14 protein-coding genes are annotated in these 17350 nt (G+C 59.9%); 10 read left to right on the top strand and 4 right to left on the bottom strand.

All coding sequences use genetic code 11. The features are described from left to right. The first annotated feature begins 2 nt into the window (after positions 1-2). The 7 genes from G6N74_RS12475 (at position 3) to G6N74_RS12445 (ending at position 9257) form a co-directional block, all read left to right on the top strand. Positions 3-1403, top strand: a complete 1401-nt coding sequence (locus G6N74_RS12475; protein ID WP_165117722.1) for an ethanolamine ammonia-lyase subunit EutB — start codon at positions 3-5, stop codon at positions 1401-1403. Beyond that, positions 1400-2143, top strand: a complete 744-nt coding sequence (gene eutC, locus G6N74_RS12470) for an ethanolamine ammonia-lyase subunit EutC (protein ID WP_165117720.1) — start codon at positions 1400-1402, stop codon at positions 2141-2143. Before G6N74_RS12475 ends, eutC begins: the two co-directional genes overlap by 4 nt. 146 nt (positions 2144-2289) lie before the next feature. Further along, positions 2290-3339, top strand: a complete 1050-nt coding sequence (locus G6N74_RS12465; protein ID WP_165117718.1) for a sugar ABC transporter substrate-binding protein — start codon at positions 2290-2292, stop codon at positions 3337-3339. Then, positions 3323-4933, top strand: coding sequence for a sugar ABC transporter ATP-binding protein (locus G6N74_RS12460; RefSeq protein WP_246245733.1), 1611 nt, complete (start codon positions 3323-3325; stop codon positions 4931-4933). Before G6N74_RS12465 ends, G6N74_RS12460 begins: the two co-directional genes overlap by 17 nt. A gap of 1 nt (position 4934) precedes the next feature. Beyond that, positions 4935-5921 (top strand): ABC transporter permease, encoded by a 987-nt coding sequence (locus G6N74_RS12455; RefSeq protein ID WP_246245732.1) that lies wholly within the window; start codon positions 4935-4937, stop codon positions 5919-5921. 29 nt (positions 5922-5950) lie between these two features. Continuing rightward, the gene (locus G6N74_RS12450; RefSeq protein ID WP_165117716.1) at positions 5951-6820 is read left to right on the top strand and encodes a polysaccharide deacetylase family protein; all 870 of its coding nucleotides are present in this window, start codon (positions 5951-5953) and stop codon (positions 6818-6820) included. An 82-nt stretch (positions 6821-6902) separates the two neighbouring features. Next, positions 6903-9257: a penicillin acylase family protein gene (locus tag G6N74_RS12445; protein ID WP_205826643.1), complete on the top strand. Its 2355-nt coding sequence runs from the start codon at positions 6903-6905 to the stop codon at positions 9255-9257. A gap of 166 nt (positions 9258-9423) precedes the next feature. Here G6N74_RS12445 and G6N74_RS12440 read toward each other — a convergent pair whose 3' ends face one another. From G6N74_RS12440 to qhpR, 3 genes are all read right to left on the bottom strand, one after another. Further along, a complete protein-coding gene (locus G6N74_RS12440) occupies positions 9424-10170 on the bottom strand; it encodes an SDR family NAD(P)-dependent oxidoreductase (RefSeq protein ID WP_165117712.1) in 747 nt (248 codons plus the stop codon). 8 nt (positions 10171-10178) lie between these two features. Further along, the gene (locus tag G6N74_RS12435; protein ID WP_165117710.1) at positions 10179-10901 is read right to left on the bottom strand and encodes an SDR family NAD(P)-dependent oxidoreductase; all 723 of its coding nucleotides are present in this window, start codon (positions 10899-10901) and stop codon (positions 10179-10181) included. Positions 10902-10980: 79 nt separating this feature from the next. Then, complete coding sequence (gene qhpR / locus G6N74_RS12430) at positions 10981-12078, bottom strand: AraC-like transcriptional regulator QhpR (RefSeq protein WP_165117708.1); 1098 nt, start codon at positions 12076-12078, stop codon at positions 10981-10983. A gap of 190 nt (positions 12079-12268) precedes the next feature. Between qhpR and G6N74_RS12425 the strand changes: the two genes are divergently transcribed. Beyond that, positions 12269-14077, top strand: coding sequence for an ABC transporter substrate-binding protein (locus tag G6N74_RS12425; RefSeq protein ID WP_165117706.1), 1809 nt, complete (start codon positions 12269-12271; stop codon positions 14075-14077). 30 nt (positions 14078-14107) lie between these two features. Here the strand turns inward: G6N74_RS12425 and G6N74_RS12420 are convergent, their stop codons facing one another. Next, positions 14108-15166 carry a sugar ABC transporter substrate-binding protein gene (locus tag G6N74_RS12420; RefSeq protein ID WP_165117704.1) on the bottom strand — a complete coding sequence of 353 codons (1059 nt, stop codon included), beginning with the start codon at positions 15164-15166 and terminating at the stop codon, positions 14108-14110. A gap of 456 nt (positions 15167-15622) precedes the next feature. Here G6N74_RS12420 and G6N74_RS12415 point away from each other — a divergent pair, with 456 nt between their 5' ends. Together G6N74_RS12415 and G6N74_RS12410 are read left to right on the top strand one after the other, a co-directional pair. Continuing rightward, on the top strand, positions 15623-16375 hold the full coding sequence (locus G6N74_RS12415) for a class II aldolase/adducin family protein (RefSeq protein WP_205826670.1): 753 nt from the start codon (positions 15623-15625) through the stop codon (positions 16373-16375). Between the two features lie 3 nt (positions 16376-16378). Continuing rightward, complete coding sequence (locus G6N74_RS12410; RefSeq protein ID WP_165117702.1) at positions 16379-17320, top strand: NAD(P)-dependent oxidoreductase; 942 nt, start codon at positions 16379-16381, stop codon at positions 17318-17320. Positions 17321-17350: the final 30 nt, after the last annotated feature.

The following is a 17350-nucleotide window of genomic DNA, read 5'->3' as shown; positions in this document are numbered from 1 at the left end:
AGATGGCGACTTACAGAGCATCGGCAGGCGGGCAGAGCTATAGGTTTTCAGGTCTCTCGTCCCTGCTCGCAGCAGCCTCGCCGAGGCGCTCCGGTGATGAACTGGCTAGCCTTGCAGCGCAGAGCGACACTGAGCGCGTGGCCGCGCGGTATGCTCTGGCCGACCTGCCTTTGGCAAGCTTTCTAGCCGAAAACGTTGTTCCGTACGAGACGGACGAGGTGACGCGGCTCATTGCGGACACTCATGACGCCGAGGCATTCGCTCCCTTCTCCACAATGACGGTCGGGGGATTTCGCGACTGGTTGCTATCGTTCGAGGCCGATGCTCATACGCTCAAGGCGGGAGCGCGCGGCTTTACGCCAGAAATGATTGCAGCTGTCTCCAAGCTCATGCGCAACCAGGACCTGATTGCAGTCTCCCGAAAGTGCACAGTCATTTCGACCTTTCGCAATACGCTTGGTCTCCAGGGCCGTCTTGGGACGCGGCTGCAGCCGAACCATCCGACCGACGATTTGAAAGGCATTGCTGTCGCCATCCTTGACGGATTGCTGAATGGTGCTGGTGACGCCGTCATCGGGATCAATCCGGCGACGGACAATATGCAAAACAGCGCACGGCTGATCGGAATGCTTGATGAGCTTCGCCAAGCCTATCGGATGCCGACCCAGTCCTGCGTTCTGACCCATGTCACCAACACGATACGTTTGATCGAGATGGGGGCGCCTGTCGATCTTGTCTTCCAGTCGGTCGCCGGCAGTCAGACAGCCAATGAAGGCTTCGGCATCAACCTGTCCATTCTGAAGGAGGCCCAGGAGGCAGCCCTGTCGCTGGGAAGAGGCACCGTCGGCAACGACGTGATGTATTTCGAAACCGGCCAAGGTGCGGCCCTGTCGGCCAACGCGCATCATGGGGTCGACCAGCAGACCATGGAGGCGCGTGCCTATGCCGTGGCACGGCATTTCCAGCCCCTTCTGGTCAACACGGTCGTGGGTTTCATCGGGCCGGAATATCTCTACGATGGAAAGCAGATCATTCGCGCCGGTCTCGAGGACTTGTTCTGCGGCAAGCTGCTCGGTTTGCCGATGGGTTGCGACGCCTGCTACACCAACCATTCCGAGGCAGATCAGGACGATATCGATACCCTGATCACGCTTTTGACCGTTGCCGGCGTGAATTTCATCATCACGGTGCCGGGCTCCGACGATGTCATGCTGAGCTATCAAAGCGCCTCTTTCGAAGATCTCACCTTTCTCAGAAAGAATCTTGGCGTTCGCCCCGCGCCGGAGTTTGAGACGTGGCTGCTGGAGATGGATTTGATCCGGCTCTCCGGCGGGCGGGCATTGCCGAACTATCCGCGCGACCGGATGCTGGGAATGGTCGATGCGGTGGGCCTCGCATCATGAGCGCTCCTGCCAATCTTTTCGGAAATCTCCGTACCCTGACGCCATCGCGCGTCGGCGTTGCAACAGCAGACGGCACCGCCCCGACCAGGAGCGTACTCGATTTCCAGCAGGCTTATGCCCTGGCCCGGGACGCCATTCATGAGCCGCTGGATGCGGCGGGCATCGCGCGAGCGGTCGCGCCGCTACCCAGCCGCCTCGTCCGTAGCCAGACGCCGGATCGCGGCACGTATCTCAGGCGCCCCGACCTGGGTCGCCGGCTGCATGCTGAATGCCTGATCGACCTTCCCGCGATCGGCTGTGATGTAGTCTTCGTGGTCGCCGACGGGCTTTCCGCGCGCGCGGTAGAGCAACATGTGGCGCCCGTTCTGAAATTAGCAGTCGAGCGATTGGAAGGCTGGTCCGTCGGCCCGGTGGTCATTGCCAGCCAGGCACGGGTAGCGATTGGCGATGAGATCGGGGCCTGTCTCGGGGCCGAATTTTGCGTCGTCCTGATCGGCGAGCGACCGGGTTTGAGCGTTTCCGACAGCCTTGGCGTCTATATCACCCGCAAGCCAGCTATCGGGCGAATGGATTCCGACCGCAACTGCATTTCCAACATTCATGCCAATGGAGGCCTCAGCCATGCCCAGGCTGCGGCGAAGATCGCCTGGCTTCTGAAGCAGGCCCGCAAGATTGGGCAAACCGGCGTCACCCTTAAGGATGAGATGGTCGAGGGCGTCATTGAGCATGGCGCCGTGTAAACGGGGATAGACGGATACGGCTTTTCGACCTGATGGCATTGCCGATTGAGAATGTGCTGAAGTGTTAAGTCGAAACCTCTCAGCCTGTGAATAATGTCCCCATTAAAAATCTGGTGTCTGCCAGTTACAATAAAGGGGTTCGCAGCATGATCAGAATGTTCTCACTCGGCAGCATCCTGCCGGTCACGGCTGGCCTTCTTTTGGCCTCGACAGTTACGACGGTGGTTCCGGCACGAGCTCAGGTCGCTTGCGAGCGGCATGCCATAGATCTCGGCGACGGCAAGTCGGTGATGGGCGGCTGCGAGCCACTCAAGATCGCCTTTATGATCGCCGCGACCAACAATACCCATCTCCAGGCGCAGATCAAAGGAGCGCAGGATGCCGCAAAGGAAATCGGCGCCACGTTGGACGTTTTCGATCCGAACTGGAGCCCGACGACCCAATTCAACCAGGCGCAGAACATCATTTCCGGCGGCCAGTACAATGCCGTCCTTGCCGAAATGAACGACGGCAACCAGGCCTGCGGCATCATGACCGATAAAGCGCGGGCAGCCGGCGTCCTCGTTGCAGTCACCAATCAGCCCCTTTGCAACCGCGGCACCAACGAGGGTGACGAGCTCTGGGCTCCGGGCACGCTGAATTTTGTCGGTGGCTCGCAGGGCCGCACGGCGTTCCGCGACTGGATCATGTCCATTGCAGAGGAAAATCCGGGGCCGCAGCAGGTTGCCGTGGTCACCGGTCCGGATCTGAACTCCAACACGATCAACACCGATCTCGCCCTCAAGGATGTCCAGGAAAAGTACCCTGAGTTCAAGGTCATTGCAGTCGTGCGCACGGATTATTCGGTGGTGCAGGGAAACCAGAAGACCCTTCCACTCTTCCAAGCCAATCCCGATCTGACAATCTTCATTTCCAACTATTCCGATATGACGCGCGGCGCAGTCCAGGCAGCCCGGCAGGTGGGGTTGCTCGACAAGCTCAAGGTCTATGACAGCGGCGGCAATGACTGGGCCTTCAAGGCGGTCGCAGCCGGGCAGATCACCAGCACCCGGACGATCGAGCCCTATACCGAAACCTATCTCGCCGTGAAGCAGCTCGGAGACGCATGGACAGGCACGCCGGTTGCACGATTTACGCCCACCAAGTCGATCAAGATCGATGCGGAGACCGTCAAGAACAATGAACCGCAATACTGATCATTCAGGCGCGGCGAGCTACGGGGCGAGTCTAATGTTCGACGTGAACACCGCTGCCGGCGCAGTGGCATCGGCTGGCCCAAGCGCCTCCAGTCCCCTTGCGTTGCGCGCAGATGGCGTCCAGATGCGCTATGGTGGCACCATGGCGCTCAAGGGCGTAAGCCTGGAGGCCAAGGCCGGTAATATCCATGCGCTGATTGGTGAGAACGGCGCAGGGAAATCCACTTTTCTCGGGGTGATCGCCGGTCGTGTCGTTCCCAGCGCCGGCAATGTCAGCATCTTCGGTCAGCCGCACGTCTTTGGCCAGCCGCGGCAGGCGCGGCGTCTGGGCATCACGGCGATCTATCAGGAACTGACGATTGTTCCGCGTCTGTCTGCCGTGGCGAACGTCTTCCTCGGCCAGCCGATCTCCCGGTCTGGCATGCTCGATGAAAAGTCGATGCGCCGTGATTTTGACACGCTGTGTGAGAGACTTGATGTTCGCATCCGTCCGGATGTGTTGGCCGGAACGCTTTCGGTTGCCGACCAGCAGATGCTGGAGATCATGCGAGGCATCCAGTCCGAGGCGCGGCTGTTGTTGTTCGACGAGCCGACCACGTCGCTTGCCCCGCCCGAGCGCGAAGCGCTGTTCAAGATCATGCGGCAGCTCAAGGATCACGGTACGACGATGATGTTCGTCAGCCACAATCTTGAGGAAGTGCTGGACATATCCGATACGGTCACGGTTTTCCGCGACGGATCGCTTTCAGCGAGCGGCGACCGTTCCGACTGGGACAAGCCTTCGCTTATCCGCGCCATGGTCGGCCATGACGTGGTAGAGAACCGTCGCGTCGAGCGGCCGCCGGTTCCTGCAGGCATGCCGTTCCTGTTGCAGGCCGACAAGGTCACCGTGCCGGGCGCGATCGAGAATGTCAGCATCACGCTGAAACGCGGTGAGATCCTCGGCATTGGTGGTCTCGTCGGCTCTGGCCGGACCAGCCTACTGCGAGCTCTGGCTGGTCTCGAGCCGCGCAGCACCGGCACGCTTGTCATCAACGGCGAGGCATGTCCCTGGCCCAATGATCCGCGGCGGGCGCTGGGTGCGGGCATCGCTCTGGTGCCCGAAGACCGCAAGGCGCAAGGCCTCGTGCTTGGCATGCGCGCCATGGACAATGTTGTCATGGCCGACATGAAGCAGGTCTCCCGCATGGGCTTCCTGTCCAACACCATGATCCGGGAAAAGTCCCGCAAGATCGCGCGTGAATTCGGCTACCCCGAAACTCGCCTTGAAACCATTGTCCGGCACCTTTCGGGTGGCAACCAGCAGAAAGTGCTGCTGGGCAAAGTGCGTTTCTGTTCTCCCTCCATCCTGCTTGTCGACGAGCCGACGCGCGGTATCGATATCGGCGCCAAGGATGAAATCATGAACACGCTGAGAGCCCTCGCAGATGAAGGGGTCGGCATCATCGTCGTTTCCTCGGACCTCGAGGAGGTCATCGCGATCAGCGACCGGATCGTTGTCATGTCCGAGGGCCAGGCCGTCGCCGAACTCGATCAGTCTCGGTCAACCGTTGCAGTCGGCGATATCCTGCACGCCGCTTTCAGGGTCCATTAAGATGAACGCACAGAACTCTGCCATCAACGTCAGCACCACCCCCAAGGAAATGCGGTTCTTCAGCCGGGATGTGATGCTCCAATACGGTGTCTTGTGGGCATTCTTGCTGCTCCTCATCGTCAGCGCCTTTCTCTATCCGCGCGTGTTCGAGCTTCAGAACATCCAGAACATCCTCAGCCAGTCCGCTCCGGTGGGCATCGTGGCGGTGGGCATGACATTCGTAATCATCGGCGGTGGGTTCGATCTGTCCGTTGCGGCGATCTTCGCGCTTGGCGCAGTCGTGTTCGCAAACCGCGCGGATGTGTTCGGCCTCTGGGGCGCTGCAGCGGCGGTGGTCACCGTCAGTGCCATATGTGGCATCATCAACGGGCTGATCGTGACCCGGCTGAAGGTTAATGCCTTCGTCGCCACGCTTGGTTCCGGCTCGGTTTTCGGCGGGCTCGCCTACATCTATTCCAACTCCGCCCCGCAGGTGCCGAACGATTTCAATTTCGGCGATCTGGGAACGGGCTCCTGGTTCGGTTGGCCGATCTCTATCTGGATGTTGTTCATCACGTTCGCGGTGGGTGCCGCGATCCTCTCCAGGAGCGTCTACGGCCGGTCGATTTATGCCCTGGGCGGCAATGAGGAAGCGGCCCGCCTATCGGGCATTCCCGTCGATCTCTACCGGGCCAGCACCTATGTGCTGACGGCGATCTGCTCGGGTGTAGGCGGTATGATTCTGTCGTCGCGCCTCGGCGTTGGGCAGGCCGATATGGGCGGTAGCCTGGCACTCGATGCGATCGCCATCGTCGTCATCGGCGGAACCTCGCTGCTCGGCGGGGAAGGGGCCCTGTGGCGGACGGCCGTCGGTCTTCTGATCATCGCGACGCTGACCAACGTCTTCGATTCGCTCGCCATCAATACGAACTACCAGCTCGTCGCCAAGGGCCTCATCGTGATCGCGGCTGTCGCCCTCGACATCTATGCCCGCAAGATGCGGACCTAACAGCTCAACGAAAAGAGAGAGTCAGCAGTATGAAGAAAGACGTCAGAATCGCCCTTACCTTCGACTTCGATGCCTATTCGCTTTGGATTGGCACTTTCGATTCCAATTCGCCGAGCATGCTGTCACGCGGGGAGTTCGGACCGGTCGGCGTGCGCCGCATCCTGGCTTCGCTCGAAGCCGAGAAGATCCCCGCGACCTTCTACATTCCGGGGCATACGGCCTATGCGTTCCCGAAGACGGTAGAGGCGGTCGCCGCAGCCGGTCATGAAATCGGCCATCATGGGTGGGTCCATGAAAACCCGGCCTCGGTCTCCGCCGACAAGGAGCGCTGGATTCTCGAAAAGGGCTTCGAGGCGCTGGACAAGGTCGCCGGCATCCGTCCGACCGGCTATCGTTCCCCTGCCTGGGACAACAGCCCGCAGACCGTGCCGCTGCTTCTCGAACACGGCTTCGAATACGAAAGCAGCATGATGGGCAGCGACTTCCAGCCCTACTGGTGCCGCGTTGGCGACAGCTGGACCAAGGATGGCCCCTATGTCTTCGGCAAGCCAGTCGATCTCGTGGAAATGCCGGTGGCGTGGCACCTCGACGATTTCCCGCAATTCGAATATGTCGTCGGCAAATCCAGCACCAACCAGGGCGTGATTACGCCGCGTGACCTCCTGCAGATGTGGAAGGACGAGTTCGATTTCCTCTACGACCGGATCGGCGAAGGCGTCTTCATCGCGACGATGCATCCGCAGACGATCGGCCGGGGTCATCGAATGCTGGTCCTCGAACAGTTCATCGACTACGTGAAGGACAAGCCAGGGGTGAGCTTCACCCGCATGGGTGACTATGTACGGCACTGGAAGCAGGGCAAGACACCGTCCCTGCCGGCAGACACTGCCGAATCCTGATCCAGAACTTCACAGGGAGGTGCCGGTCACGGCACCTCCCGTTTCCAATTCAGCGGGCGGCCGTGCAGGCCAGGACGAAATGATGACGCCAGACGCGATAGTTCTTTCCGGTCTTACGGACGACGTGTCCATTTACATCGACCAGTGGGGCATCTCCCACATCCGTGCAAAAAACAAACGTGACCTGTTTTTCGCGCAAGGATACAACGCCGCCCGCGACAGGCTTTGGCAGATCGATCTCTGGCGCAAGCGCGGCCTTGGCCTGTTGGCTGCCGATTTTGGCCCCGGCTATCTCGAACAGGATCGTGCCGCTCGCCTGTTCCTCTACCGTGGCGACATGCAGACGGAATGGGATGCCTATTGCGAGGATGCAGAGGAAATCGCCACCACGTTCGTCCAAGGCATCAATGCCTATGTTGATCTGATCGATAGGGGCGATGCTGAACTGCCGCCGGAATTTTCTCTTTTCGGTACGTCTCCCGCCCGGTGGAAGGCCGAGGATGTGGTGCGCATCCGCAGCCATTCCCTCATGCGCAATGCCCTTTCCGAGGTAATCCGCGCCAATGTCATGAGCCGCACCGACGCCGGCATAGATGAGTTGCGCCAGGCGCTCGTGCCCGCCAAGGATCCATTTGTCGCGGACGGCATAATACTGGATGAAATCCCGCTGGAGGTGACTGACACGTTCAAGCTTGCACTCGCCGCTGTCACTTTCGAAGAGCAGCGACTGTCGGCACAGCTGGACGAGGCCGGTTTGTGGCGAAAGGTTGCCGGGACCGGCGAGGTGGTGCGAGACGCGTCAGCGCAAGGATCCAACAACTGGGTTATCCATGGCAGCCGCACCGAGAGCGGCCGACCGATCCTGGCCAATGATCCGCACCGCACTCATGCTGTTCCTTCATTGCGTTATCTCGTGCATCTGACCTGCCCGGAATTCGACGTCATAGGCGCCGGTGAACCTTGCCTGCCGGGCATATGTATTGGCCACAACGGCAATAGCGCATTCGGCCTCACGCTGTTTTTCGGGCATGACCAGGAAGACGTCTATGTCTACGAAATCTCGCCTGAAGACCGGGATCTCTATCGCTATGGCGGCAACTGGGAGCGAATGGTGGTGCTTCAGGAGCATATCGCGCTCAGGGACGGCTCTTCGACCGCGCTCACGTTGCGTTTCACCCGTCATGGACCGGTGGTTTATGAGGATGCATCGCTCAACCGGGCCTATGCGATCAAGTCGGTCTGGTTCGATCCGGGCACAGCACCCTATTTCGCGTCGATCGCCTCGATGCGCACAAAGTGCTTTGCCGATTTCCGCGACATGATGGCAAGGTGGGGCGTGCCCGCGACCAATCAGGTCTACGCCGATAAGGGCGGAACGATCGGCTGGGTCGTCGCCGGCTTCAGCCCGGTACGGCCCAATTGGGACGGCCTCTTGCCCGTACCCGGGGACGGGCGCTACGAGTGGAACGGCTATTTCGCGGCAGCTGAACTACCGGCCGTCAGCAACCCGGAGACTGGCTTCCTTGCAACCGCCAACGAACCCAATCTGCCGGCTGAATGGGATCAACGCGAAAAGCAGATCGGATACGAGTGGCTGGAACGTTCGCGTGCCGATCGCATATCGGAGGTGCTGTCCGGTGACAGCAGGCACAGTATCCGCTCCTCTGGGGCCTTGCAGGCAGACAGCACGTCGCTTGCAGCACGTCGACTGGTGAGGCTTCTCAGAATGCTGGATGCATCGACGGCGGCCAGCGTGGCCGAGGCCCAGGCTATTTTTGAAGGTTGGAATCACCGTTTGGATGCCGACAGTGCCAGTGCCGCCCTGTTCGAAGTCTGGTGGAGCAAGCATCTGCGGCCCGGACTGTTCCGGCTGATCACCGATAACCCGTCCGTCCGGACGCTCCTGCTACCCGGAGATCCGGAGGCTGTGCTCGCCCTAATGGAGAAGCCGGATCATCGACTGGGAACGGACCCTGTGGCAGCGCGCGACGCGCTCCTCGCCTCCACGCTCGAAACGGCCTTGGCGGAGTGCCGCGATATGCTCGGCGTTGTTCCCTCCGGCTGGCGTTGGGGGACTTTGCACCAGGCGCATTTCATTCATGCGACGAGCAATATATACAAGGAGAAGTTGCGCCCGGACGGTGACGTTGGACCCCTTGAGAAGGGCGGGAGCGATTCTAGCCCCATGAATGCGTCGTACCGGACATCGGATTTCCGCGTCACGCTCGGCGCATCCGTCCGAGTCGTCGTCGATGTCGGCGCGTGGGACAACAGTCTCTGCATCAACGCACCCGGCCAATCCGGAAATCCCTCCTCCAAACATTATGGCGATCTCGCCGAAAAGTGGTCGCGTGGCGAATTCGTGCCGCTCCTGTATTCGCAGGGGCGTGTGGATGAGGCGACCGAACAACGGATCGTGCTTACGCCGGGCAGATGACCTGCGGGCGTGAAACCTGGCTTCGTGAACCGGTGAGCTGTCGAGGCTCACCGGCTTTTGCTTCCGGTTGCGGCAGTTGTATTGCAGTCCAAAAAGCCCCTTGAAACAGAGAGTTCAAAGCGCAATACGACAGGAATTGGACCTGTCAGGTCCTCTGGGGGGAAGCTCAGGCGAGCATGCCGCCGTCGACGAGGATGTCGGAACCAGTGATGTAGCGCGCTTCGTCCGAAGCCAGATAGGCGACCGCGGACGCAATGTCCTTCGGCAGTCCCAGGGCGCCGAGCGGCACGGACTGCAGGAACTGCGACAGCTGTGCGGGGTCGTTTTCATAGAACATTGGTGTGTCGATCACGCCTGGGCAAACGGTGTTGACGCGGATTTTCAGGGGCGCGAGCTCGCGGGCTGCCGACCTCGTCATGCCGCGCACGGCCCATTTCGCGCCGGCATAAGCAAATGTGCCCTTGTAGCCGACCATGCCTCCGATCGATGAAAGATTGATGATGGAGCCGCCCAGCGACATAAGGGGCACGGCACATTTCATACCCCAGAAGATCGAAAACTGGTTGATCTCGAACATGCGTCGGAAGCCATCAGCCGTCTCGTCCTGCAGCGAGGCCGGCCCGTAGATTCCGGCATTGTTGACGAGAATGTCGAGGCGGCCGACGTCGCGGGCAATCCGCTCCATCATGGCGGCCCACTGTGCTTCAGACGTCACATCGAGAGGTTGGAACACGCCCGTCCTGTCCAGGTGCGCGGCCGTTTTTTCACCTTCGCCTTCCAGGATGTCGCCGAGATATACAAGGGCACCTTCACTGGCGAGCCGTTGAGCAATGGCTGCTCCAATGCCTCGGGCGGCACCTGTGACCAGTGCAGTCCGCCCGGCAAGCGGATGATAATCCGTATTGTTGTTCATGATATTTCCTATTGTGCTGTAAATCCGCCGTCGATCGGCAGGACGGCGCCAGTCACGAAAGAGGATGCGTCGCTGGCAAGGAATACGGCTCCGTCAGCGATTTCCTCAGGCCGTCCGATACGGCCCATGGGTGTGAGCGCGAGTGTCGCCGCATTCATTTCCGGTTTCTGGACGCGCACCATCTCGGTATCGATGAGACCCGGCAGGATGACGTTGGCGCGGATTCCCTGCTTGGCATAGGTGACCGCTACGTTGCGTGTCATGTTGATGACCGCTCCCTTGCTGGCATGGTAGGCGATCTGCCCGGTGCCGGCGACCTGCCCCCAGATCGACGAGATGTTGACGATGGAAAGCGATCCCTTGCCGAGCATGCGAGCGGTTGCCATGCGCATGCCGAGCATCACGCCGGTCTGGTTCACCCGCAGGATAAAATCCCAATCGGCCATGGTGACGTCATGAACGCCGTCTTTCGTTGGCGCAACGCCGGCGGCATTCACCAGAATGTCGATTTTCCCATCCCCGGCATCAATCTCCCGACCGATCCGTTCCCAGTCAGTTTCCGAGCCGACATCGCATTGGCGATAGAGAATATCGGTGTCGTAGGACGGTGCTTCGGTAAATATGTCCGTTGCGATCACGCGCGCCCCTTCGCGGGCGAGCGCTTCGGCACAGGCTCTCCCGATGCCGCGATAGGCGCCAGTCACCAGCGCCAGCTTACCTTGTAATTTCATCTCCACTCCCCATCGTGGCGGATTATCGCTGGGGCTGATTGTAGTCGGATACTCAATCCTGAGTTTGACAATTGAGCACTCAGTTTAGACACGGCGCCAATCTTCTGGTCGTCGCGGCTTGTACGCTCATTGCCCGCATCTTTGAGGGGGAGGCGTCGAACCATCGCACGCAGGCGCGGCTGAAGGCGCTAAGCTCCGAATAGCCAAGGATGTTGGCGATATCGTTAATCATGAGATGCGTCTGAGCAAGATAGAGCAGGGCAAGGCGACGACGTGTCTCCTCCACGAGGGCGGAAAAGATTTGTCCCTCGGCCGCCAGCCGACGTTGCAGCGTCCAGCGCGGCATCTTGAGCGCTTCGGCCACATCTTCGATATGGGGATAGCCGGAGGGCAATTGCGCCCGGATTTCCCCAACCACCCGTCGGTTCAACCCGAGTGTCCCTGTGTCGCCGGTCAGTTGCATCAGCGCTTCGCAGAGCGCATGCATGCGGCCCGTATCCCAGTCTGCTGCCGTCCGTGCGATCGACTTTTCGCGAAAGACCAATGCATTGGTCTTCATGTTGAAATAGACCGGCGCATTGAACACGGTCTCATGCTCGCGCCAGTTTTCCGGTCGCGGATGTTCGAAATGCACTTCGTCCGGCGACCACGCTGCGTTCATGACCCGGCGAATGATGTTCAGATACATTCCGATCGTCAGCTCGGCATCTTGCCGCCGCTGCAGGATGAAGCCGTCGAGAATCCGGTATTCGAGATGCCAGAGCTCCTCTCGCCGATGGAAGGCGACCAAGGTGTTCTGCTGGTGGTAGGGGAAATACTTGACCAGATTGCCGAGTGCGTCTGCAAGTGTCGGCGATGAAACGGCGATTTCTCCGATCAGGCCCAGCCTGTCCGGCGTAAAGTCGCGGCCGTAGTGAAGACCGAAATTGTCGTTCTGGGTTTTGCGAGACGCCGTTTCGAGCAGCTCGCAATATGCTCCCAGATCCAGGATTTCGCGCTCCTTGCGCGTATCGGCCTCATCCATCCCGACGGACCACAGAATTTCATGAGCGCTCGTTCCGTGCCTGGAAATGAACTGTGCGATGCCGTTTGCCGCGCAGGATAGAATCTTGGCCGGCGCCCGAAACTGAGGATTCGACGAATCTCGTCTCCATGCAATTGTGCTTGAAGCTTCCATTATGTACGGTTCCGCTCTGGTGAGGAATGCATCTTTTGCGTGCATTTTGATAAGAGTACCGGTTAACCGATCTCACGGCCGGTCCGTGGAAGGTGAAGAAAACGGTAGGGAGGCGAAATACGTAAACCTACCGACGCGGCACGCGAACTTCCCGTCGACAAACTGCACGGAGCGGTAATCGGAGCATGAAATGAGTGTGAGATTGGTTGTTCAGAACCGAGAAACATCATGGTTTTCCGGTTCGGATTCCGCGGGCTATTTCCGCGCGTTGATCAATGGGGAAGGACTGATAGACGCGACCGAGAGCGAAAGCGCCAACCGCTTCTTCGCCGCGCGGCCCGAGCTCAAGAATTTTGCCAAAGGCCTCGCGGGAAGCGGCCGCGACCTCGTCCGCTTCGTCTGGATCGACAGCGACAAGCGCTGGTTTGCGGTGCGGATCGAGCTTGATGTCACCGCTTCGGGCGAGCAACGCAGCAACCTGATCGCCAAACCCATCGAGCCGCCCTTCGGGTTGACGTTGCGTGAACTCGACGTGCTCACGCTGATTGCGGGTGGTCTTTCCAACCAGGACATCGCCGCCTGTCTGGAGACCAGCCAGCGGACCGTGACGACCCACAACGAACGGATTCTCGTCAAGCTCGGACAGGTCAGCCGGACCGGCGCAGCGACCCTTGCCACCGATCTCGGGCTACTGCGCCTGCCTACACCGGGTGGCGGGCGCAACCTCATGCCGCTCACCGCCGGCCTAGTCGACAGCCGTGTGCCGCTGCCGCACGACACCGTGCGTTCCTTCGTCAGCTCTTCATTGGACAGACGACCGATTCTCATCGGTACGCCCCTTTCCACCCAGGGGCTCGCCTCAGCTGATGCCTATGAGATGTTGAACGGCGCGCGGCTGGCCGTGGACGAAATCAACCGCCGCGGCGGTGTTTCCGGCCGCCGGATCGAGCTTAAGATCGCCGAATGCGATGTGGGCGACGAGGCTGACGTCGTCCGGGCGGTGAAGTCGCTGGTCGATGCCGAGGTCGACGCAATTACCTCCGGCTATAGTTGCGCCGAAGAGAGTGTGCAGGACGTGCTGGCCGAATATGGCGCGCCCTATCTTCACTGTGCCACCATGGAGGCCATGGTTGATCGCGTGCGGCAGGACCGTCATCGACTGCGCAACGTGTTCCAGCTTTGTCCGAGCGACATCAACTACGGCCCGCGATTCATCCAGTTCCTGTCCGAGCTCGAAAAAAGCCGCAAGTGGATCCCGCAGTCGCGGCGCGTGGTGGTGATCCAGCCACGTTGGTCGCGCATGGATATCGGCTTCATGACCCTGGAGCGGATGGCCCGCAAGGCCGGCTTCAAGGTCGATCTTCTGGAAGATCTGCCGTTCCGAAACATCGACTGGAATGGAGTAATGGACAAGCTGCATCGCAGCGATCCTGCCGCGATATTCCTTGCCTACTATTTTCCCGAGGAAAGTATTTCCTTCCTGCAGCATTTCCTGAGCCGCCCGGCGAATGCGCTTGTCTATACGCTTTACGGCCCCTCTATCCCCGCCTATAGGCAGCAGCTCGGCCACAGTGCTGAAGGTGTAATCTGGGCGACGACGACGGGTTTGTATTCCGACCAGTTAGCGATAGGCTTTGCCGAGCGCTACGAGCGCATGCATGGCCAGAAGCCCGGTCATTCCCATGCAGGCCTTGCCTATGACAGGGTCAATATTCTCGCCACGGCGTGGACGCGCGCCAACAATCCCCGCGCCTTCGACAAGGTCATTCCCGAAATCCGCTCGGTGATCCATCGGGGTGTGAATGGTGCCTACTTCTTCGACAATGTGGGCCAGTGCGCCCAGTCCTATCCGGATACGTCGGTCGATCCCTCTATCAGTCAGGCCCATTTGATCTACCAGATCCAGCATGGCGAACAGCGCATCCTTTCGCCTGCGCCCTACGGTCAATCGGCCTTCATGTTACCGCCCTGGCTTCGACGCAAGAAACTGGGAGCGTAAGGCCGGTCTCCAGGACCGGCCTATTGCGCGTCAGTATTGCGGTTCGTACTTGGCGACCGTTTCCTTATCGATGTTGTAGGCTGCAAGCGGCACGAAGCGTGGGGTTTTCTCGCCCTTCCAGGCTTGGCCAAGCGCTTTGACCGCTTCATACATCTCGGTATAGGGCAGAAGAGTCCTGGTGCTATCGATCAGGCCCTCGCGTACGGCCTGGAACGACCATATGTTGCCGCCATTGTCATAGATTTTCATCTTGTGGTTAAGGCCGACTTGGCGGGCCGCCTGGACGGCACCGCGCGTCATGTCGGAATAATTGGAGATGAAGATTGTCAGGTCGGGATTGGCCTGGAAGAGGGGCAAGGTCTTCTGATTGCCTTGCAGAACCGAATAGTCGGTCTTGACCACGGCACTGACCTTGAAATCCGGATATTTCTCTTGGACGTCCTTAAGTGCAAGTTCGGTGTTGATCGTGTTGGCGTTGAGGTCCGGTCCGGTCAGGACGGCAACCTTCTGGGGACCGGGGTTGGCTTCGGCAATCGACATGATCCAACTGCGGAATGCCTCGCGGCCCTGCGAGCCTCCGACGAAATTCAGCGTGCCGGGCGACCAGAGCTCATCACCCTCGTTGCTGGCGCGGTTGCAGAGCGGTAGATTGGCAACTGCCACCAGAACGCCGGCCTTCGGAGCATCTTCAGTTAGAATCTTACAGGCTTGGTTGCCGTCGTTCATCTCGGCTACAATCGCATTGTACTTGCCGCTGGAAATGACATTCTGGGCCTGGTTGTACTGAACCGTCGGGCTCCAGTTCGGATCGAACACGTCGAGTGTCGCGCCAATTTCCTTGGCAGCGTCCTGCGCGCCCTTAATGCCGGCCTGCAGATGTGTGTTGTTCGTGGCTGCTGTCAGAAACGCGATTTTCAGCGACTCGCAGTTCGATTCGATGAATTTGCCGTCGCCGAGATCGATCTTGGATGGCTTGCAAGCACTTTCTTGCGCAAGGGCCGATGTCGCGGCGGCGCAAGTGACAATGAGACCTGAAATAAGACCGTTCAAATGTGAAGTGGCTACGCGGCGCGTAGATTTTTTCATCATTGTGCTGTTCCCTTTCTTTACGCGCAAAAGAGCGCGATTACAGGAGTGAGCATGCTGTCAGGCCGGACGAACAGCCTTATCATTTGGATACAAGCAACCCAGTTTTGAGAACTGTTTAAATCGGCTGAAAGGCCGTTCATTCGCCGTAACGAACCCAGATGTTCTTTACCTGCGTGGCTCGGGGAAGATAATCGCGGCTCTGATCTTAAGCGCCGTTTAGTCATTTCGCAGACGGCCATCGTCAACCCAACTGGCCGTCAATTTCCGCAGGAAGCTTTTTCCACCCAGGCGCTGGTATCCTTCGATTCCGCATACCTGATCGCCGCGACCTCGCATGGACATCGGCCGCTCTGATCCAGCCTACTTTATGTGGAAACCATAGAGAGTTGGTCGCCGTTGTGGGCTGCAAGTCCCATCCGACTTGTTGACTGTATACAGGAATTCAAGTATCCGGAAATGATCAGAGAGGAAGGACGATCCGGTATGATTTCGACTGCTGAAATGGCTATGCGCGAAGATCTGGCGGCGGCGTATCGGCTGATCGCCCGGTTTGGGATGGATGACATCATCCATACGCACATATCTGCGCGTCTGCCCGAAGAGCCGGAACTCCTGCTGATCAACCGCTACGGCGATCTTTTTCGAGAGGTGACGCCGGAATCGTTGGCGGTGATCGATCACCATGGCCAGCAGATGCGCGGCCAGCAGGCGCCGATCAACACGGCGGGCATCGTCATTCACACGGCGGTCCATGCCGCGCGCCCGGACGCGGTCTGCGTGATGCATACTCATACCGCCGCCGGTGTCGCGGTCAGTTGCCTTGAGGAGGGGCTTCTGCCGCTCAACCAGACATCACTGCTGTTTTATGGGCAGGTCGGCTATCATGAGTTCGAGGGCATCGCGCTCGATCCCGGCGAGCAGGAACGCCTCGTTGCCGATCTCGGCACCAATCGCGCCATGATCCTGAGAAACCATGGGCTGTTGACTGTGGGGCGATCCATCGGAGAGGCTTTTTCCCTGATGTACAACCTCGAGCAGGCATGCCGCATCCAGCTTTCGGCGCTCGGTAGCGGGCGTCCCATCCACCTGCCGAGTAAGGAGGTGTGCGAGCGCACCGCCAGGCAGTATGAGGCGGATCCGGATGGCGCGGCGGAACTGGAATGGCTGGCGCTGCGCCGGCTTGCGGGAATGCCCATCGAGGGACATTGATCGATGCGGATCGTCATCGCCGATCCGCTTGCCTACAGCGACCCCTTCGAGCGCGCGCTGCGCGCCGCGCTTCCGTCGGCGGACTTCGTCCGATGGCCTGATCTGCCGGAGGGCGCCGACTATGATTTGCTGGTTGCCTGGCATTTGCCGAAGGATATGACGGCGTTGCCGCCATCGCTGCGTGCCGTCTTCTGTTTCGGCGCGGGGACGGACCAACTTCTCGATGATCCCCGCATCCCGGGCGATGTTCCGATCGCACGCCTGCAGGATCAAGGCCAGGCCGAGCAACTGCTGGACTATGCGACGCACGCGGTCTTCGCGCTCCTGCAAGATGACGTCGTTGTCAGGGCGGACCAGCAGGCCCGCTTCTGGCGCTTGCCAGATCAACAGAACCGGACACGCGGATCACTGCGCGTGGCCGTCCTTGGGCTGGGTCCGCTCGGTCTGCATGTCGCGCAAGGGCTTTCGGCAGCCGGTTTCCCGGTGTCTGCCTGGTCGCGAACTCCCCGCAGCATCGACGGCGTCGCTTGTCTGCATGGCGATGATGGGCTCAGCGCCTGTGTCGACGGCGCCGACGTGGTGGTCAATCTCCTGCCCTCCAGGCCGGAAACGAAAGGCATATTGTCGGACCGGCTGTTTTCCCGCCTCGCGCCCGGCGCCTATGTCGTCAATCTCGGCCGCGGCGATCACCTCGATGAGGAGGCGCTGCGTGCTGCGCTCGATCGGGGTCAACTCGGCGCTGCGTGGTTGGACGTCTTTCCTGTCGAGCCCCTGCCACCCGAGCACTGGTTCTGGCGGCACGAATGGATCCGGCTGACGCCTCATCGTGCCGGCCTGCCGACGCCGCAGGGCGCTGCGGCCTCCATTGCAGCCGTCGCTGCGGCGCTCGAACAAGGTCACGCGCTTCCAGGTTTGGTTCGGTCGGGGAGGCTGATCGAAAATTGAGCCAATTTTGCATCTGCACAAGAAATGCGC

Source organism: Mesorhizobium zhangyense (assembly GCF_011045115.1).
Classification (GTDB): Bacteria; Pseudomonadota; Alphaproteobacteria; order Rhizobiales; family Rhizobiaceae; genus Mesorhizobium_M; species Mesorhizobium_M zhangyense.
This window is presented reverse-complemented; position numbering and strand designations above follow the sequence as displayed.